General features: G+C 67.6%; 11 protein-coding genes and 1 pseudogene. 2 read left to right on the forward strand and 10 right to left on the reverse strand.

Annotated features, from left to right (window positions below; all coding sequences use genetic code 11):
* Positions 1–80: 80 nt before the first annotated feature.
* From eccA to I2456_RS27890, 10 genes and pseudogenes are all read right to left on the reverse strand, one after another.
* Positions 81–1,922, reverse strand: coding sequence for a type VII secretion AAA-ATPase EccA (gene eccA, locus I2456_RS27845; RefSeq protein WP_085073288.1), 1,842 nt, complete (start codon positions 1,920–1,922; stop codon positions 81–83).
* Entirely contained in the window at positions 1,919–3,457 is a 1,539-nt protein-coding gene (gene eccE / locus I2456_RS27850) for a type VII secretion protein EccE (RefSeq protein ID WP_085073287.1), read from the reverse strand. Before eccE ends, eccA begins: the two co-directional genes overlap by 4 nt.
* Positions 3,454–5,088, reverse strand: coding sequence for a type VII secretion-associated serine protease mycosin (gene mycP, locus I2456_RS27855; protein WP_085073286.1), 1,635 nt, complete (start codon positions 5,086–5,088; stop codon positions 3,454–3,456). Before mycP ends, eccE begins: the two co-directional genes overlap by 4 nt.
* Positions 5,085–6,572, reverse strand: coding sequence for a type VII secretion integral membrane protein EccD (gene eccD, locus I2456_RS27860; protein ID WP_085073285.1), 1,488 nt, complete (start codon positions 6,570–6,572; stop codon positions 5,085–5,087). Before eccD ends, mycP begins: the two co-directional genes overlap by 4 nt.
* Positions 6,572–7,516: pseudogene (locus I2456_RS27865) on the reverse strand (MinD/ParA family ATP-binding protein); the annotation flags it as partial. The pseudogene I2456_RS27865 and the gene eccD, both read right to left, overlap by 1 nt.
* Positions 7,517–7,590: 74 nt before the next feature.
* Positions 7,591–8,424, reverse strand: a complete 834-nt coding sequence (locus tag I2456_RS27870; protein WP_085073284.1) for an ESX secretion-associated protein EspG — start codon at positions 8,422–8,424, stop codon at positions 7,591–7,593.
* Positions 8,425–8,498: 74 nt separating this feature from the next.
* Positions 8,499–8,789, reverse strand: coding sequence for a WXG100 family type VII secretion target (locus I2456_RS27875; RefSeq protein WP_067410989.1), 291 nt, complete (start codon positions 8,787–8,789; stop codon positions 8,499–8,501).
* A 53-nt stretch (positions 8,790–8,842) separates the two neighbouring features.
* Entirely contained in the window at positions 8,843–9,169 is a 327-nt protein-coding gene (locus I2456_RS27880) for a WXG100 family type VII secretion target (protein WP_068023932.1), read from the reverse strand.
* 270 nt (positions 9,170–9,439) lie between these two features.
* On the reverse strand, positions 9,440–9,949 hold the full coding sequence (locus tag I2456_RS27885; protein ID WP_085073283.1) for a pullulanase: 510 nt from the start codon (positions 9,947–9,949) through the stop codon (positions 9,440–9,442).
* Positions 9,950–9,973: 24 nt separating this feature from the next.
* Entirely contained in the window at positions 9,974–11,413 is a 1,440-nt protein-coding gene (locus tag I2456_RS27890) for a CCA tRNA nucleotidyltransferase (protein ID WP_085073282.1), read from the reverse strand.
* Between the two features lie 299 nt (positions 11,414–11,712).
* On the opposite strand from I2456_RS27890, the gene I2456_RS27895 reads away from it, so the two are divergent.
* Positions 11,713–12,456, forward strand: coding sequence for an NUDIX hydrolase (locus I2456_RS27895; RefSeq protein WP_068023942.1), 744 nt, complete (start codon positions 11,713–11,715; stop codon positions 12,454–12,456).
* Positions 12,453–14,858: a hypothetical protein gene (locus tag I2456_RS27900; RefSeq protein ID WP_085073281.1), complete on the forward strand. Its 2,406-nt coding sequence runs from the start codon at positions 12,453–12,455 to the stop codon at positions 14,856–14,858. The genes I2456_RS27895 and I2456_RS27900 overlap by 4 nt, the downstream gene beginning before the upstream one ends.
* The last annotated feature ends 158 nt before the right edge of the window (positions 14,859–15,016 follow it).

Here is a 15,016-nt window from a genome sequence, read left to right on the forward strand (position 1 = left end):
TGGGCGCGATTTCGCCGCGGATTCCGCCGCTGATGCACACTCGGAACCGTGGGCGCACGCTCGACGCGCACCCGCCGTCGTCAGAGCTGGATCCGCACGTGCTTCTCGGCGCACGCGTCGCGCACCGCGGCAAGAACATCCTCGGCTCGCAGGGTCTGCAGGTCCTCGACCGTCACCGAGCCCTTCGCGTTGCGGTGCTGGGCCGCGACCCGCGAGTCACGCAGCCGCTCGGCCCGCTCGATCACGTTGCGGGCGAAGCGCCCGTTGTGCATGGCGTCGATGCCGTGGCTGCCGTCGGGAGCGACGTAGGCACGCAGCGTCGCGCAGGCGGCGTTGAGCGCTTCGGCAGCGGCGGGCTCGATGACGGTGGCGCGTGGCTTGCCGTAGCGGATCGCGATTTCCACCAACTCGTCGGGTGTATAGGACTCGAACCGCAATTTGCGGTTGAAACGGCCAGCCAGACCCGGGTTGACGGTCAGGAATTCGTCGACTTCCTTCTCGTAACCCGCGCCGATGAAGCAGAAGTCGAAGCGGTGCACCTCCAGCGCGACCAGCAGTTGGTTGACCGCCTCCATGCCGATCATGTCCGGCCGGCCATCCTGGTGACGCTCCACCAGCGAATAGAACTCGTCCATGAACAGGATGCGGCCCAGTGAGCGGTTGATCAGTTCGTTGGTTTTGGGCCCAGACGCCCCGATGTGCTCTCCGCAGAAGTCGGCGCGTTTGACCTCGATGATCTCGGGGTGCCGCACGATGCCCAGCCCGGCGTAGATCTTGCCCAGCGCCTCCGCGGTGGTCGTCTTGCCGGTACCCGGGGGGCCGACCAGCAGCATGTGGTTGGTCTGGTTGGCCACCGGCAATCCGGCCGCCAGCCGCAGCGCGCGGACCTCGATTTGGTCCTCGAGTTCGGCGACCGCGCGCTTGACGTCGGCGAGCCCGACCTGGTTGTCTAGCAGCGCGCGACCCTCTTGCAGGAGTTCGTTGCGCCGCTCCTCGTGTTCGGCTTCGGTCCGCTGCTGCGCGGTCCGCTGCGTGGCCACATCCCACTTGTCGGTGCGGGTGTTGATGGTCTGCTCGTCGGTGATCACCAATTGCAGAGTGGGGTCAGCCAACGCCTGCTTGGCCGCATCGAGCAATGCGCCGTTAATGCTGGCCTTCGACAACCAGATCTGCGCCTGGTGTTCGTCGCCGAGCTGTCGATGCGCCATCCCCCGCACGTAAGCGAGATCGGCTGCGATCAACGGAAAGTCGGCCGGGTCAATCGCCGCGACCGCGGCGTCGTTACGACTATGGCGGGACTGCGACGGGTTAGCGTGCGCCTCGACGCGATCGGTCCAGTCGAGCGCGACGCGGGCCTGTCCCAGGTGCGCGGCGGCATGCGCGGCCAGGGCGCAGGTGGCCGCGGTAACTGCGGACATGATGATTGCCTGCGGGGGTAGCACGGCCGCGGCCACAGCGATGACATCGGGCCAGCGCTGCGCGGCGAACATCAGGTACGCCTTGATGTACTGCTGCCACTGGTGATTCTCCCAAGTGTCCAGCAGCGCTGGATCTGCCAGCAGCGCTTCAGCTTTCGCATATTGGCGATCGTCGATCAACGCGCTCGCCAATGCCAGTCCAGCGTGCGACGCCTCTGTCACCGAAATTGACAGATACGGGCCGGCTTTGATCGGCGTGGACAACCGCACGCCCAGCCGATTGGTTTCACGATGCAAGCGGGAGCCGTAGGTGTACAACTGCTGCACCGTGGACAACGACTCGTCGCCTGCGGCAACGCGACCCAACCAGGCGTCTGCCATCGACGGGTCGATTTCGGTTGCTTCCCGAAACCAGGCGCCAGCCGCACCAGGATCGTTGTCCAACAACGACATCGCCTGATCGAACCGCTTGCGGGCGGCGGCCGTCGTGGTGCTGCTGGTCATGGCGTGTCTACCGACTCGAGTTCGGCGGCTCGCGAGGGGGTGGGTTCGGATGAGACGTAACGGTTCTCGGCGCGGAACAATTCGATCTCGACCTGGTGCACCTGGCCGGCAGCCGCCACCTCGACTGTCGCCGGACCGGTTTGCCTGATGAGGACGTTGGCGGTTCCTCGGTACGGCTTGTCGGCCTCGCCGACGGACACGAGGGTATTCGGGCGAGGCGCGGGGGTAAGCGATCCATCCACCACGCTCACCGTGGTACCTGGGATGGGTTTGGCCTGATCGGTGACAGCGACGTCAGGCATCCGAACGCTGTTCCAGCGCTGCGGGTTGCGCGTGTGCACGGTGATCCGTTCCCCCGCTGCGGCCATCCGGACGACAATGCGCTTGGCCAGCGCGTCGTCGGCGGCGATATGCACGCGACTGAACTCACCCGGGTCGTCCAGCGGCAGCAGCAGTCGGTTCCCGGCTTCGACCTTGCCCAGCAACACACCAGACGGACCGATCGGCAAGACCAGCGGCGGGTGCAACGCACCGCGACGAATCCCCCGCAGCGCCGGCAGCGGACCGCACAGGTTGGCGGCCAACGCCTGCGCCTGTTCGCCCGGCAATGTCTGCAACATCATGCTGGGCGGTGCCGTCGGGGGCTGCGCGCTGCGTACGGTCACCGTTGCCGTGGCGGTTCCATCGCCGAAAAGCGTGACGTTCTGCACGATTCCGTCGGCTCGCGCCGACCAGGCCTGCGCCAACGTTTGCGCGGTGATGTCCCTCGGCCGATACCAATACGTGGTCAACCACCCACTGTGCCCCCGCACCGACCGCCATCGGCGATGTTCCACATCCAGCGCGGATCGCCCCAATCGTCGTTCCATTTCGACGATGTCGGTTGCGGTGGCGACCTTGGCCCGGATGCCTTGCTGACGCATGGCTGCGCTGATCCGTTGTGCCACGGCCAAAGTCGCGGTGCCTACCGAGGTACGCCAACGCAACGACTCGGCGTTGTCGAGTGCTCTGATACGCACGATGAGCCAGGTCTCGCGCTGACCGGCATAGGGCGGCGTGCCGATCAGCGTGTCGTAGACGCGGGGGTAGTCACCGGTGCTTCGCCGTCGGGCCCCGGCGCTGACGACACTCAGGGAGTCGACGCGCAGTCCCAAGCTTTGCTGCAGCAGTGGCTGCAAACTGGCCACGTCGACGGCGTTGTCGGTATGCGTTGACATGGAGCCGGTCAGCAGCGTTGGCGCGTGGGGCTTTCCAAGTAGTTGCACGGCAGCAACTGCGACCCCGTCCTGGAAGCGGATTCCGCCGCCGGCTCGGTCATTGGCCACCGTCACAGGTTCGTGCCACTGGATCGGTTGGGATCGTCGCCGCCAGAGCGTTAGCCACGACCATACCGGCTGACCGCGCCACGGCAGCACACCGATGGCCACGCCGATTGCCAATCCAATTGCGGCGCCAGGCAATCCGGCCAGTACCCAGCCGAGCAGGGCGGCAGTGAGAACACCGATGATGACAGCTAGCCTGCTCGGGGTCGTCATCGCGCTCGCCGGGCTCGGGCGACCAGTGCTGCTGCCGCGACCGCGCTAAGAACTACGCCGGCGAAGATGAGTGCGGCTGTTCGGGCGCGGTGGTCGGGCGGCGGTGGTGGCGCGGCAGGTCGGATCACCCGGCTGCGGGCGGCAGCTGGAAGCCGTTCTCCGGCGGGGACGTCGAACGTGAGCGCGGCCACCGGGTCCACGACCCCGTAGCCGACCTGGTTGTCGACGCCGCGTGGCGGGTTGTGTGCCGTCTGCAGGATCCGGTTGATTATTTGGTGGGCGGACAATCCGGGATATTTGGCGCGGACCAACGCTGCGACGCCGCTGACATAAGCCGCCGAGAAGCTGGTACCCCAGATCGGCATGTTCTTGTCGCCGGGGTGAATCGGTGGATAGGCGTTGACGGGTCCGCCGGTGGTCGGTGACAAACCCATGATGCCGACACCGGGGGCCGCCGCAGCTACCCATGGTCCCGCTAGGCTCTTGTTGATGGGCGCTCCTGTGTTGTCCACCGCGCCGACCGACAGGACGTAATCGGAGAACCAGGAGGGCGATGACACCGTCTTGACCTGATGCCAGTCGCGAGGGTCGCTGGCGTCCAAGGGATCGAACGACGGGTTCTGAGCACAGCTGTCCTCGCTGTCGTTGCCCGCGGCGGCAACGATCACCGCGTCTTTCACGGTGGCGGCATACCACACCGCCGCGCCGAGAGCGCCCTGATCCAGCGGGTCCGCCGCTGAAACGCACGACGTGACACTGATATTGATGACTTTGGCGCCCATGTTGGCGGCGTGCACGACGGCGCTGGCCAGGGTCGCGATGGAACCGGCTTTCTTGCGTACTTCCATGTCGCCGGGTCCGGGGTTGACTGGTTCGTACGCTCGCGACGACTGGCGGATGGAGATGACGACCGCGTGCGGTGCGACGCCGACGACGCCGTCGGGTGCACCGGGTGGCGGGGGCGGCACCTCCGGGTTGTCGGGTTGGTCGGGCGCCGGATCGCCGGGTGCGTTGGACGGTTCGTCCGGCGGGGGTGGGGGTGGTGGCGGAGCCGCTTTGGTCTCGGTGATGGTGACCGGTGTGGGCGGGGGCGGTGGCGCCGGTGGTGGCGGTGGTCCGCCGGGCGGCGGCGGTGCCGAATCGGTCGCGGGCGGCCCCGCCGGCGGCGGGAACGCCGGGGCGTTCGGCATCGGTGCCGGCATCGGAATTCCCTGCGGCGCAGCGCCGATCACCGAAGCCACGATGGTGCCGTGCGCATCGCAGTCCATTAACCCGTCACCGCTCATGATGTAGTCCCCACCAGGAACCACACGCAATCTCGGGCTGGGGTTGATGCCGGTGTCGACGACTGCGACCGGCACACCGTTTCCCGTCGAGTACTGCCAGGCCTTGCTGATGTTGAGCATGGTGAACCCGGGCGCGGTGACCGCGACGTTGGGGTTACCCACGGTGATGGTCCGCGCGCACATGTTGCTTTGCCGCATCGGCTGGTCCGGGCCGGGTTTGCCGTCCGGCGGCACCCTACTGGGATCGACGGTTGGCGGCGGAATGGCCTGTGCGCCGGGCAGGCTCGCGGGCAGCGCGACGAGCAGGCCGGCCAATGCCACCGAGCAGAGCCGTCGACAACTCATCTCATCCGCACCCAGGTGAACAGCCCGCCGATCCAGGCGGCCAACGGCAGCGCCGCGATGATCGCGACAATCTCAACCCATTCGGCGATCATGCGGACCAAGGGGGTGAACCTGGTAACCGGCACCAGCAGCGCCGCCAGTAGGCCGGCACCGGCGAAGGCCGCCAACACCACAGCCGCCCACAACACCGCTTGTCCTGATGAGATCGGCGCATGCACAACGTATTTGACGACGCCCACACCTGTTGCGGCCGCGGCTCCGCAGACCAGTGCTACGGCTTGACGTTTGTCGGCGAACGCGCGACCGCGGCTGATGAAGATCACCGCGAACAGCCCAGCCAGCACCGCTGCGGCCGTACCGCGGTCGCGGCCAGGCATCAGCGTTGCCCATACCGCGGCCGGCAGTGCCAGTCCCGCTCCCACACAGATTCCGGTCAGGACGCTGTTGGCGCGCACCGCCGCCGCGGCGATCTGCGCCCCGCGGGGGGTGGTGTCGGTGTTCGCCTCCTCCTCGGCAGGGTCACCGTCGGTAACCGGTGATACGGCGTCAGCAGGCAGACCGGCGCTGCGACGGAACAGGTCGCGACCGGTGATGGATCCGAAATAGGGCGGGCGAATTCGGGCCACCCACAACGCGATTGTCGGTGCCATGGTCAGTACCAGCAGCAGAGCGACCAGAGTGCACATGCCGAGCCACTGCGCTGGAATAGGCCACCACATTCGGGCCGCCGCAACAGCCCCGCCGAGCGCACACACGGTCACCACGGCCGATGCCGCATTGATGTGACGTCGCGTCACGGCGGCCACTGCGCAGGTCAGTACGGCAGCGGCCAGGGCGGCGATGAAGACGTGCGGGGAGCCGAGCTTTCCCGGCGCACCGGCGCCGAGGGCGGCAGCCAGCAGCGGGATCGCCAACCATCCCAGACCGTCGATCATGTCGTCACGGTGCGGCCACCACCGCCACACCGCGAGCGCGCCGCCGGCCGCCAGCAGCCCGGCGCCACCGGACACCATGCTCGGCACCAGGGACTCGTCGGAAATACGCTGTCGCACAGCTAATCCGAGAACGATGGCGGCGGCCATCGCCAGGATGGACAGCGCCGTATGTGCGGCGGTTTGCACGGTGACCGGTTCGAACAGCCTCTTACCTACCCTAGCCAGTCCAGTGGACAACGACTCGTACTGGGGCTCGAACGACTCGCCTTCCACCGCAGGCACCAAGACCAGCGTGGCGCCATCTTCGACGCCGAGTTCGTCGAGCGTTTTGGTTACGTCCAGCCGCACACCGTTGGCCTTGTGTAGTTCGTATCCGACGCCGGACTCCAGCGCGCCCAGGCCGCGGCGTTTGAGTTCATCGTTGAGCAGCTCGACGACGTTGTCGATGAACACCTCGACGGGCACCGATGCCGGATAGACCTGCGAGATGAGGTGTTCTCCGCACACGACCGCCACGGCACAACGGGCCGGAAACGAAACTTTCGCCATTAACGAGGCCTGTCGGCATCCGGAATGTACTTGTCGGCCAGGGCGGCGGTGATCTCGAAGAGGCGAAGGCGCGTCTTCTTTTTCAGCTCGTGGCGGGTATCGATGATCCCGCCCTTCGCGAGATACGGGTCGTAGGGCATGAATTCGACGGTCGCGCCGGATTGGCCGAACCGCTCGGTGAGGTAGGTCCGCGCGTCGGTGTCGTATTTGTTGCGGCTGTCGTTCAGCACCACCATGCTGCGGGATACCAATTCGTGGTAGCCCATCGACCGCAGCAGGTCGATGGCTCGCGTCACTGGCAGCGAGGTGTCGGCGGTCAGGCCGGACACGAAGACCAGGGTGTCGCATGACTCGAGCACTGCCTTCATCACCGGGTGCTCGAGATCGTCCGAGGTGTCGACCACGATGACGGTGTGGGTGCGTCGAAGCCGGGACAACACTCCGCTGAACATCGACGGCACCAGCGGGCGCGGTTGGTCCGAGGCGCGGTTGCCGGCGAGCACGTCCAGCCCGATGTTGTTCTGTCCCAGGTGCTCTCGGATATCGGCGTAGCCTTGAACGTCGGTGTCGTTCAGCACAGCCGAGTAGTCGCCGGGCGGTGACTCATCTATCCGACCGGCCAGCGTTCCGAAGCCCGGCGCTGCGTCGATGGCGACGACGTTGTCGGGTCGACACTCCCGAAAGACCGCACCGATGCAGGCGGTCATGGTGGTCTTGCCGACGCCTCCTTTCCCAGAGACGACACCGATGACGTACTGGCGGCGGATGTGGCGACGAATGCGCTCCTGCAATTCCCGGTAATGCCGTTCGGCCGGTGACTCGCCCAGGTTGATGGTGCGAAACGAGGCAGTGTAGAGGAACTTCCGCCAGCCGGAGCCCGGTGGAATCTTGCGTGGCGCCACCATGTCGGAGATGCGCAAGGTGCCCGACACCGAATCGTGCGGCTGATAGCGCGAAGGGGGCGTTTCTCGATGGTTTGTTCCGGCTTGTTCCAACACTGGGGACGAATACCTCTCGACTACACAACTTTTCGGTACGAGTGCCAATCGTTTTCGGCAGGCAAGCGCCGCATCATCTGGTTGATTGCGGCACAGATGTGGGTCTTTGTGCCCGGCGCGACGATCATCCAGTTCTTGCCTGAGGATTGAACGCCTTCGGCGACCAGGCGTCCCTCGGGGGTGTCGATGATGGTCACCGCACCACCGTCGATGTACGTGCGGCCGGATTGACCGGTCGCTACACCGGATTGGATGGCAACGATCGAGGCTTGAGCCGACTGGGCGGGGTCTGCCGCGAGGGATAGGGTCCGCAGCTGTTCGGGCTCCAGCCGCTGGTCGCTCAAGAAAGTGGAAACCCCGTCCCGGCTGACGGCCGCGGCGCGCAGGGCGTCGGCCTCCAACGTGACCGGGCGTAAGCGCGCCGGTGTGTTCTGGCCGCATAAGCGGTCGATCTGCGCGGTCACCACGGTGCTGGCCGCTACCTCCGCGGTGGCCGTCCCCGCCGCGCTGAGGCGGATCAGCTCCTCGTGTCGTTCCAGGGCCACCCACCACTGGGCGAATCTGGCCAGCAGCACCCGGGCCGGCTCATCGTCACCCGGGCGGCGGATCTGCATGAACAGTGCCACGTCGCGGCGATGCAACACCGTCAGCCACTCCACCACCGTGGTGTCGACTGCGTCTGATTCGTCGATTACTCCGGCGGCCCGCAGCTCCGATGTCACGGGATGATGCAGCGCCAGCTGCTTGGGTTCGACACTGGGCAGCAGCGGTCGCAGCCCCAGTTCGGGTGCCAGAGTCTCTATGCCCGTGAGCACCTGCAGGGCCCACAGCCCGTCGACGGTAGTGGTTAACACGTTGTCCCTCAAACACGGTCCCAGGGCGCACTTGTTGGGTGCGCCCTGGGCAGCTGGAGCATTTGCACGATGACTTAGGTGAACAAGGTGCCCATCTGCGCGTCGCACGCCTGGGCCATTTCGTCCACGTTGTGGACGGTGTGGGCGTGCCGGCTGACGGTCTGAATAAGGTCCTCGAGGCCACGCAGCATTTGCTGTTGAGCGTCGAAGAATGCCGTTGCGCCGTGTCCCTGGAAGAAGTCGGCGAGCGCTTGGGTCATGTTCAACACGTCGCCGTGGATTTCCATCAGCTGGGCCGCCTGAGATCCGACCTCGCCGGCAAAACCGATGACGGCACCGTGGTTGTAGACGATTTGATCTGACATAACAGTTGTTCCTTACTGCAGAAGTCTGTTGGGTTATGGAATAGCGACTCGACTCAGACGGACTGGGTGCCGCCGCCGAACACGCCGTTGAGGTTGTGAGAAGCGTCGGCTTCGTGGTTTTCCATCAGAACCGCGGCCTGGCCGAGTCCGTGCGCCAGCCGCTGACCGCCTGTCATGATCTGCTGCAGGTCGTGGTGGATCTGCCCCGCCGTGTTGAGCGACGTGGATCCGGCATCACCGGCCCATCCGGTGGCGCTGATGATGTTCTCGTGGCCACCCAGGTACTGGTTCGCGATTGCGGCGGCCTCTTGTAGCCGCGTTTCTATGCGTTGCTGGGTGCTTCGCAGCAGTTCCGGAGTAACAACGGTCGCGTTTGCCATTATTTACGTCTCCCTCAATTATTTGCGCTTCCCGAGCCGGGATCTGGCTTAAGTTAAACGAGCCGTTGCCAGCTGTCACTTCAGTCGTTCCCGGCTGCTGCACTGGGGGCCGAACGGGCTGATTAGTGCACACGAGGATTCTGCACGTGTCAACCGCGGATGTATGCGAAACGGGGCGAATGCCCACGGTGGAATTCGCGGCGGAGGCCATTGTGATAATGGCCCTTGCATTTACCTACATATGGCGTTCTCGGCCTAAGTCTCCGGCATTCACAACGCAGTGGCGCCGTCGGCGGTGCCGTCACCGTCGGTGTCGGTCAGCCGCACGTTCCAGCGCCCGTCGCCGTCGGTGTCGACGTAACCGCTCGCGCCTTCGTCGCCCGTGCACAGCACCCGATCTGCCAGGCCGTCCCCGTCAGTGTCGATCAGCCGGTCATCGGGTGGGCCGTGCCCGTCGAAATCGACCAAGGGGCCGCCGGTGTGTTCGACACCGTCCAAGCCGAACCAGCGCAGCTGGCCGGCACGGTCCACGGCCACCGACCACGTTCCCGCTCCGTCGTCGGTGAAGAAGCTCTCGGGGCGGCCGTCGTTGTCGGCGTCAAGGATCGCGTGGTCAGCGATCCCGTCGCCGTCGACGTCACTTAGCGCGTCGTCGCGGATGCCGTCGCCGTCGAGGTCCAGCCCGACCGCATCGGGACGGCCGTCACCGTCCAAGTCGAGATCGGGCGGCCGATTCCAGATGTGCGCGATGCCGTCGTCGCCGCCCAGGCAGTACTCCACGATTTCTTGGACGCCGCGGCGGGCTCAGGCGTTCCCGCGTTCTTTCCACCACTTGAGCAACTCCGCCGTCGCCTCTTCATTGGACAGCGGCCCACGGTCCAGCCGCAGTTCTTTGAGGAAGCGCCACGCCTCCCCCACCTGCGGGCCCGCCGGGATGTTGAGCAGCTCCATGATCTGGTTGCCGTCCAGGTCCGGGCGCACCCGGTTCAGGTCCTCTTGGGCGGCCAGTTCGGCGATCCGCTTTTCGAGCTGGTCGTAGTTGGCGCGCAGCCGCGCCGCGCGGCGCTGGTTGCGGGTGGTGCAGTCGGCGCGCACCAGCTTGTGCAGCCGGGGCAGCAGCGGCCCGGCGTCGGTGACGTAGCGGCGCACCGCCGAATCGGTCCACTTGCCGTCGCCGTAGCCGTGGAACCGCAGGTGCAGATACACCAGCTGGGAGACGTCGTCGACCATCTGCTTGGAGTACTTCAGCGCCCGCATCCGCTTGCGCACCATTTTGGCGCCGACCACCTCGTGGTGGTGGAAGCTCACCCCGCCGTTGGGTTCGTGTTTACGGGTGGCGGGCTTGCCGATGTCGTGCAGCAGCGCCGCCCAGCGCAGCACCAGATCGGGACCCTCGTCCTCGAGCGCGATCGCCTGGCGCAGCACGGTCAGCGAGTGCTGGTAGACGTCCTTGTGCTGATGGTGTTCGTCGATGGCCATGCGCATGCCGCCGACCTCGGGCAGCACCACTTCGCCCATCCCGGTCTGCACCAGCAGGTCGATGCCGGCGACCGGGTCGGCCCCCAGCAGCAGCTTGTCCAGCTCGGCGGCGACCCGTTCGGCGCTGATGCGGGCCAGCTGCGGGGCCATCTCCTCGATCGCCGTCCGGACCCGTGGCGCGACCTGAAATTCGAGTTGGGAGACGAACCGCGCCGCGCGCAGCATGCGCAGCGGGTCGTCGCCGAAGGACACCTCCGGCGCGGCGGGGGTGTCCAGCACCCGGGCCCGCAAGGCCAGCAGGCCGTCGAGCGGATCGAGGAATTCCCCCGGCCCGTTCGGGGTGATCCGCACGGCCATCGCGTTGGCGGTGAAGTCGCGGCGCACCAGGTCGTCCTCGATGCGGTCGCCGAACTGGACTTCGGGATTGCGCGACACCTGGTCGTAGGTGTCGGCGCGGAAGGTGGTGATCTCCAGGCGGTATTCGCCTTTGCCGGCGCCGATGGTGCCGAACTCGATGCCGGTGTCCCACAACGCGTCGGCGAACGGCCGCACGATCTTCTGGATCTGCTCGGGCCGGGCGTCGGTGGTGAAGTCCAGGTCGGGGCTCAGCCGGCCGAGCAATGCGTCGCGCACCGACCCGCCGACCAGATAGAGCTGGTGGCCAGCGGCGTCGAACGCCGCGCCGACTTCGCTGAGCACGGGCGCGTGCTTTTGCAACGCGCGCGCGGCGGTCAGCAGATCGGCGGTCTGGGCGGGTTCGGCCACGTTCGATCAGCCTAGTCGGGTGAGAAGCGGGAGTGCGTCCACGGTTTCCACTGAGCGCCCACGGCGACAATTCCCCCGAATCGCCGCCACCAACGCACACTCACCGCCCCCAACACACACTCGACACCCAGCGTGCGCCCACGGCTTCCAGGGAGCGCCCACGGCGACAATTCCCCCGAACCGCCGCCACCAACACACACTCACCGCCCCCAACACACACTCCACACAGAAGCTGCCGCACGTCGCGCAACCGGCGAGTGCATCCTAAAGACACGCCCGTGCCAGCTAATATCGCTTGGGTGTCCGACGGCGAACAAGCCAAACCACGTCGACGCCGGGGCCGGCGCCGCGGTCGTGGCGGCGCTAGTTCAGCCGAAAATAATACGGACGGCCACGCGACCAAAGACGCCACCCCGACTCCCGCGACCGCCAAGGCACGCCGCCCTCGCCCCCGCCGTCGCGGATCCGACAAAATGCGTACTGTGCACGAAACCTCCGCCGGCGGGCTGGTCATCGACGGGATCGACGGCCCCCGCGACGAACAGGTCGCTGCCCTCATCGGACGCATCGACCGGCGCGGACGCATGCTGTGGTCGCTGCCCAAAGGGCACATTGAGCAGGGCGAAACCGCAGAACAAACCGCCATCCGTGAGGTCGCCGAAGAAACAGGAATCCGGGGCAGCGTGCTGGCCGCACTCGGACGCATCGACTACTGGTTCGTCACCGACGGCCGTCGCGTACACAAGACCGTGCACCACTATCTAATGCGCTTCTCCGGCGGCGAGCTGTCCGACGAGGACCTCGAAGTCGCCGAGGTGGCCTGGGTGCCGATCCGCGATCTGCCGTCCCGCCTGGCCTACGCCGACGAACGCAAACTGGCCGAAGTGGCCGACGAACTGATCGACAAGCTGCAAAGCGACGGCCCCGCCGCGCTGCCCCCGTTACCCCCGAGCGCGCCGCGCCGCCGCCCGCAGACCCACTCGCGCGCCGCCCGACACGCCGACGGCGCGGGACGGCAGAACGGGCACGGTCCCAAGCCGTGAGTGGGCTGCGCCTGCGCCGCGCCTCGTTGCTGCGCCTGCTCGCGGTGATCGGCATCATCGCCGGTCTGGACATGGGGCTCACCGTCGCCGCGGCCACCCCGAACGCGACCGCCGGCGAGCCGAGCGCGACGCCGTTCGTTCAGGTGCGCATCGACCAGGTGACCCCGGACGTGGTCACCACCACCAGCGATCCCGTCGTCACGGTCAGCGGAATGGTCATCAACATCGGCGACCGCCCGGTCCGCGACGTCATGGTCCGCCTGGAACACGCCGCCGAGGTCAGCTCCTCGACGGGGTTGCGGACGTCGCTGGACGGCGGCACGGACCAATATGAGGCGGCCGCGGACTTCCTCACGGTGGCCCCAGAACTGCAACGCGGCCAGCAGGCCGGCTTCACCCTGACCGCGCCGCTGCGCTCGCTGACCAAGCCGTCGCTGGACATCACCAAACCCGGCATCTTCCCCGTGCTGGTCAACGTCAACGGCACGCCCGACTACGGCGCGCCCGCCCGGCTGGACAACGCCCGGTTCCTGCTGCCCGTGCTCGGCGTGCCTCCGGACAAAGCCGGTGACATCGAGTCGGTCGTCGCGCCGGAAACCACCAAGCCGGTGTGGATGACGATGCTGTGGCCGCTGGCCGACCGGCCCCGGTTGGCGCCCGGCGTCCCCGGCGGCACCATCCCGGTCCGCCTCGTCGACGACGACCTGGCCACCTCCCTGTCCACCGGCGGCCGCCTGGACACCTTGCTCAGCGCCGCGGAATTCGCCACCAGCCGCGACGTGGACCCCGACGGCAGCGTCGGGCGCGCCCTGTGCCTGGCCGTCGACCCCGACCTGCTGGTCACCGTCAACGCGATGACCGCCGGCTACGTGGTGTCCAACGCTGCCGACGGCCCCGCCCAGCTACCCGGCACGCCCACCCACCCCGGCACCGGCCAGGCCGCCGCCACCGTCTGGCTCAACCGGCTGCGCACGCTGGCGCACCGGACCTGCGTCGCGCCGCTGCCCTACGCCCAAGCCGACCTCGACGCGCTGCAACGGGTCAACGACCCCGGCCTCAACGCCACCGCCACCGGAACCACCGGCGAGATCGTCGACCGCATCCTGGACGTCGCCTCGGTGCGCGGCGCCACCCTGCTGCCCGACGGCCCGCTGACCGATCGCACGGTCAATCTGCTCAGCGCCAACGACAGCACGGTCGCCATCGCCGCCGCCGACTTCGCCGCCCACGACGCGCACGCCCTGCCCGAGGCCGGTCCCGCGCTCAGCGTCAACACCACACCCCGACGGCTGTCCCCGCAGGTGGTCACCGCGCCGTTCGACCCCGCCGTCGGCGCCGCCCTGGCCGCGGCCGGCGCCAGCCCCGCCGTGCCCACCTACCTGGATTCCACCCTGTCGGTGCGGATCGGGCACGATTCGCACACCGCGCGCCGCCAGGACGCCGTCGGCGCCATGCTGTGGCGCAGCCTGACCCCGGACGCCGGGCCGCGCACCCAGATCCTGGTGCCGCCAGCGTCGTGGAACCTGCAAGCCGACGACGCCCAAGTCCTGCTGAGCGCGCTGGCCACCACCATCCACTCCGGACTGGCGGTGCCGCGGCCGCTGCCCGCGGTGATCGCCGAGGCCGCCGCCCGCACCGAAGCCCCGCAACCGCCGGATGCCCGCGCGCCAGAACGCGGCCGGTTCAACGACAACGTCACCGGCGACATCTCCCACCAGGTGGGCCGGCTGTGGAAATTCACCTCGGCGTTGACCACCGATGACCGCACCGGGCTCACCGGCCCGCAGTACACCGCGCCGCTGCGCGAGGACATGCTGCGCGCGCTGAGCCAATCGGTGCCACCCGACACCCGCAACGGCTTGGCCCAACAACGGCTGGCGGTGGTCGGCACCACGATCAACGACCTGTTCGGCGCGGTGACCATCGTCAACCCCGGCGGCTCCTACACACTGGCCACCGAACACAGCCCCCTGCCGTTGGCCTTGCACAACGGGCTGGCCGTGCCCATCCGGGTGCGGTTGCAGGTCGACGCGCCACCCGGCATGGCGGTCACCGACGTCGGCCAGGTCGAACTGCCGCCGGGCTACCTGCCGCTGCGGGTGCCCATCGAAGTGAACTTCACCCAGCGCGTCGCCATCGACGTGTCGCTGCGCACTCCGGACGGGACGGCGCTGGGCGAACCGGTGCGCCTTTCGGTGCACTCCAACGCCTACGGCAAGGTGCTGTTCGCGATCACCTTGACCGCCGCCGCCGTCCTGGTCACCCTGGCCGGACGACGGCTCTGGCACCGCTTCCGCGGCCAACCAGACCCGGCGGACCTGGACCGCCCCGACCCGCACGACGCCATCCCGTATGAGCCACATCCGGTAGATCGTCGGGTCGACGAAGAGCAAAACGTATGAGCCGCGCGCCCCGGCGGGTGCACTCTCATTCCATGGCACCGCCGCAGCGGCCGCCGCAACGCCCGCCCTTGTCACAGCCGCGCGCGCCCCTGCCGGCTCCGGGCCTGCCGCCGCGACCGGGCTGGACCCCGCAGCAAGGCCCGCAGCGCGCCCAGCCC

This window comes from Mycobacterium kubicae (assembly GCF_015689175.1).
Lineage (GTDB): Bacteria > Actinomycetota > Actinomycetes > Mycobacteriales > Mycobacteriaceae > Mycobacterium > Mycobacterium kubicae.

Coding starts and splice junctions, on each gene's coding strand:
- eccA (WP_085073288.1), bottom strand. CDS start 1,922: ATGACCAGCAGCACCACGACGGCCGCCGCCCGCAAGCGGTTCGATCAG.
- eccE (WP_085073287.1), bottom strand. CDS start 3,457: ATGACGACCCCGAGCAGGCTAGCTGTCATCATCGGTGTTCTCACTGCC.
- mycP (WP_085073286.1), bottom strand. CDS start 5,088: ATGAGTTGTCGACGGCTCTGCTCGGTGGCATTGGCCGGCCTGCTCGTC.
- eccD (WP_085073285.1), bottom strand. CDS start 6,572: ATGGCGAAAGTTTCGTTTCCGGCCCGTTGTGCCGTGGCGGTCGTGTGC.
- I2456_RS27875 (WP_067410989.1), bottom strand. CDS start 8,789: ATGTCAGATCAAATCGTCTACAACCACGGTGCCGTCATCGGTTTTGCC.
- I2456_RS27880 (WP_068023932.1), bottom strand. CDS start 9,169: ATGGCAAACGCGACCGTTGTTACTCCGGAACTGCTGCGAAGCACCCAG.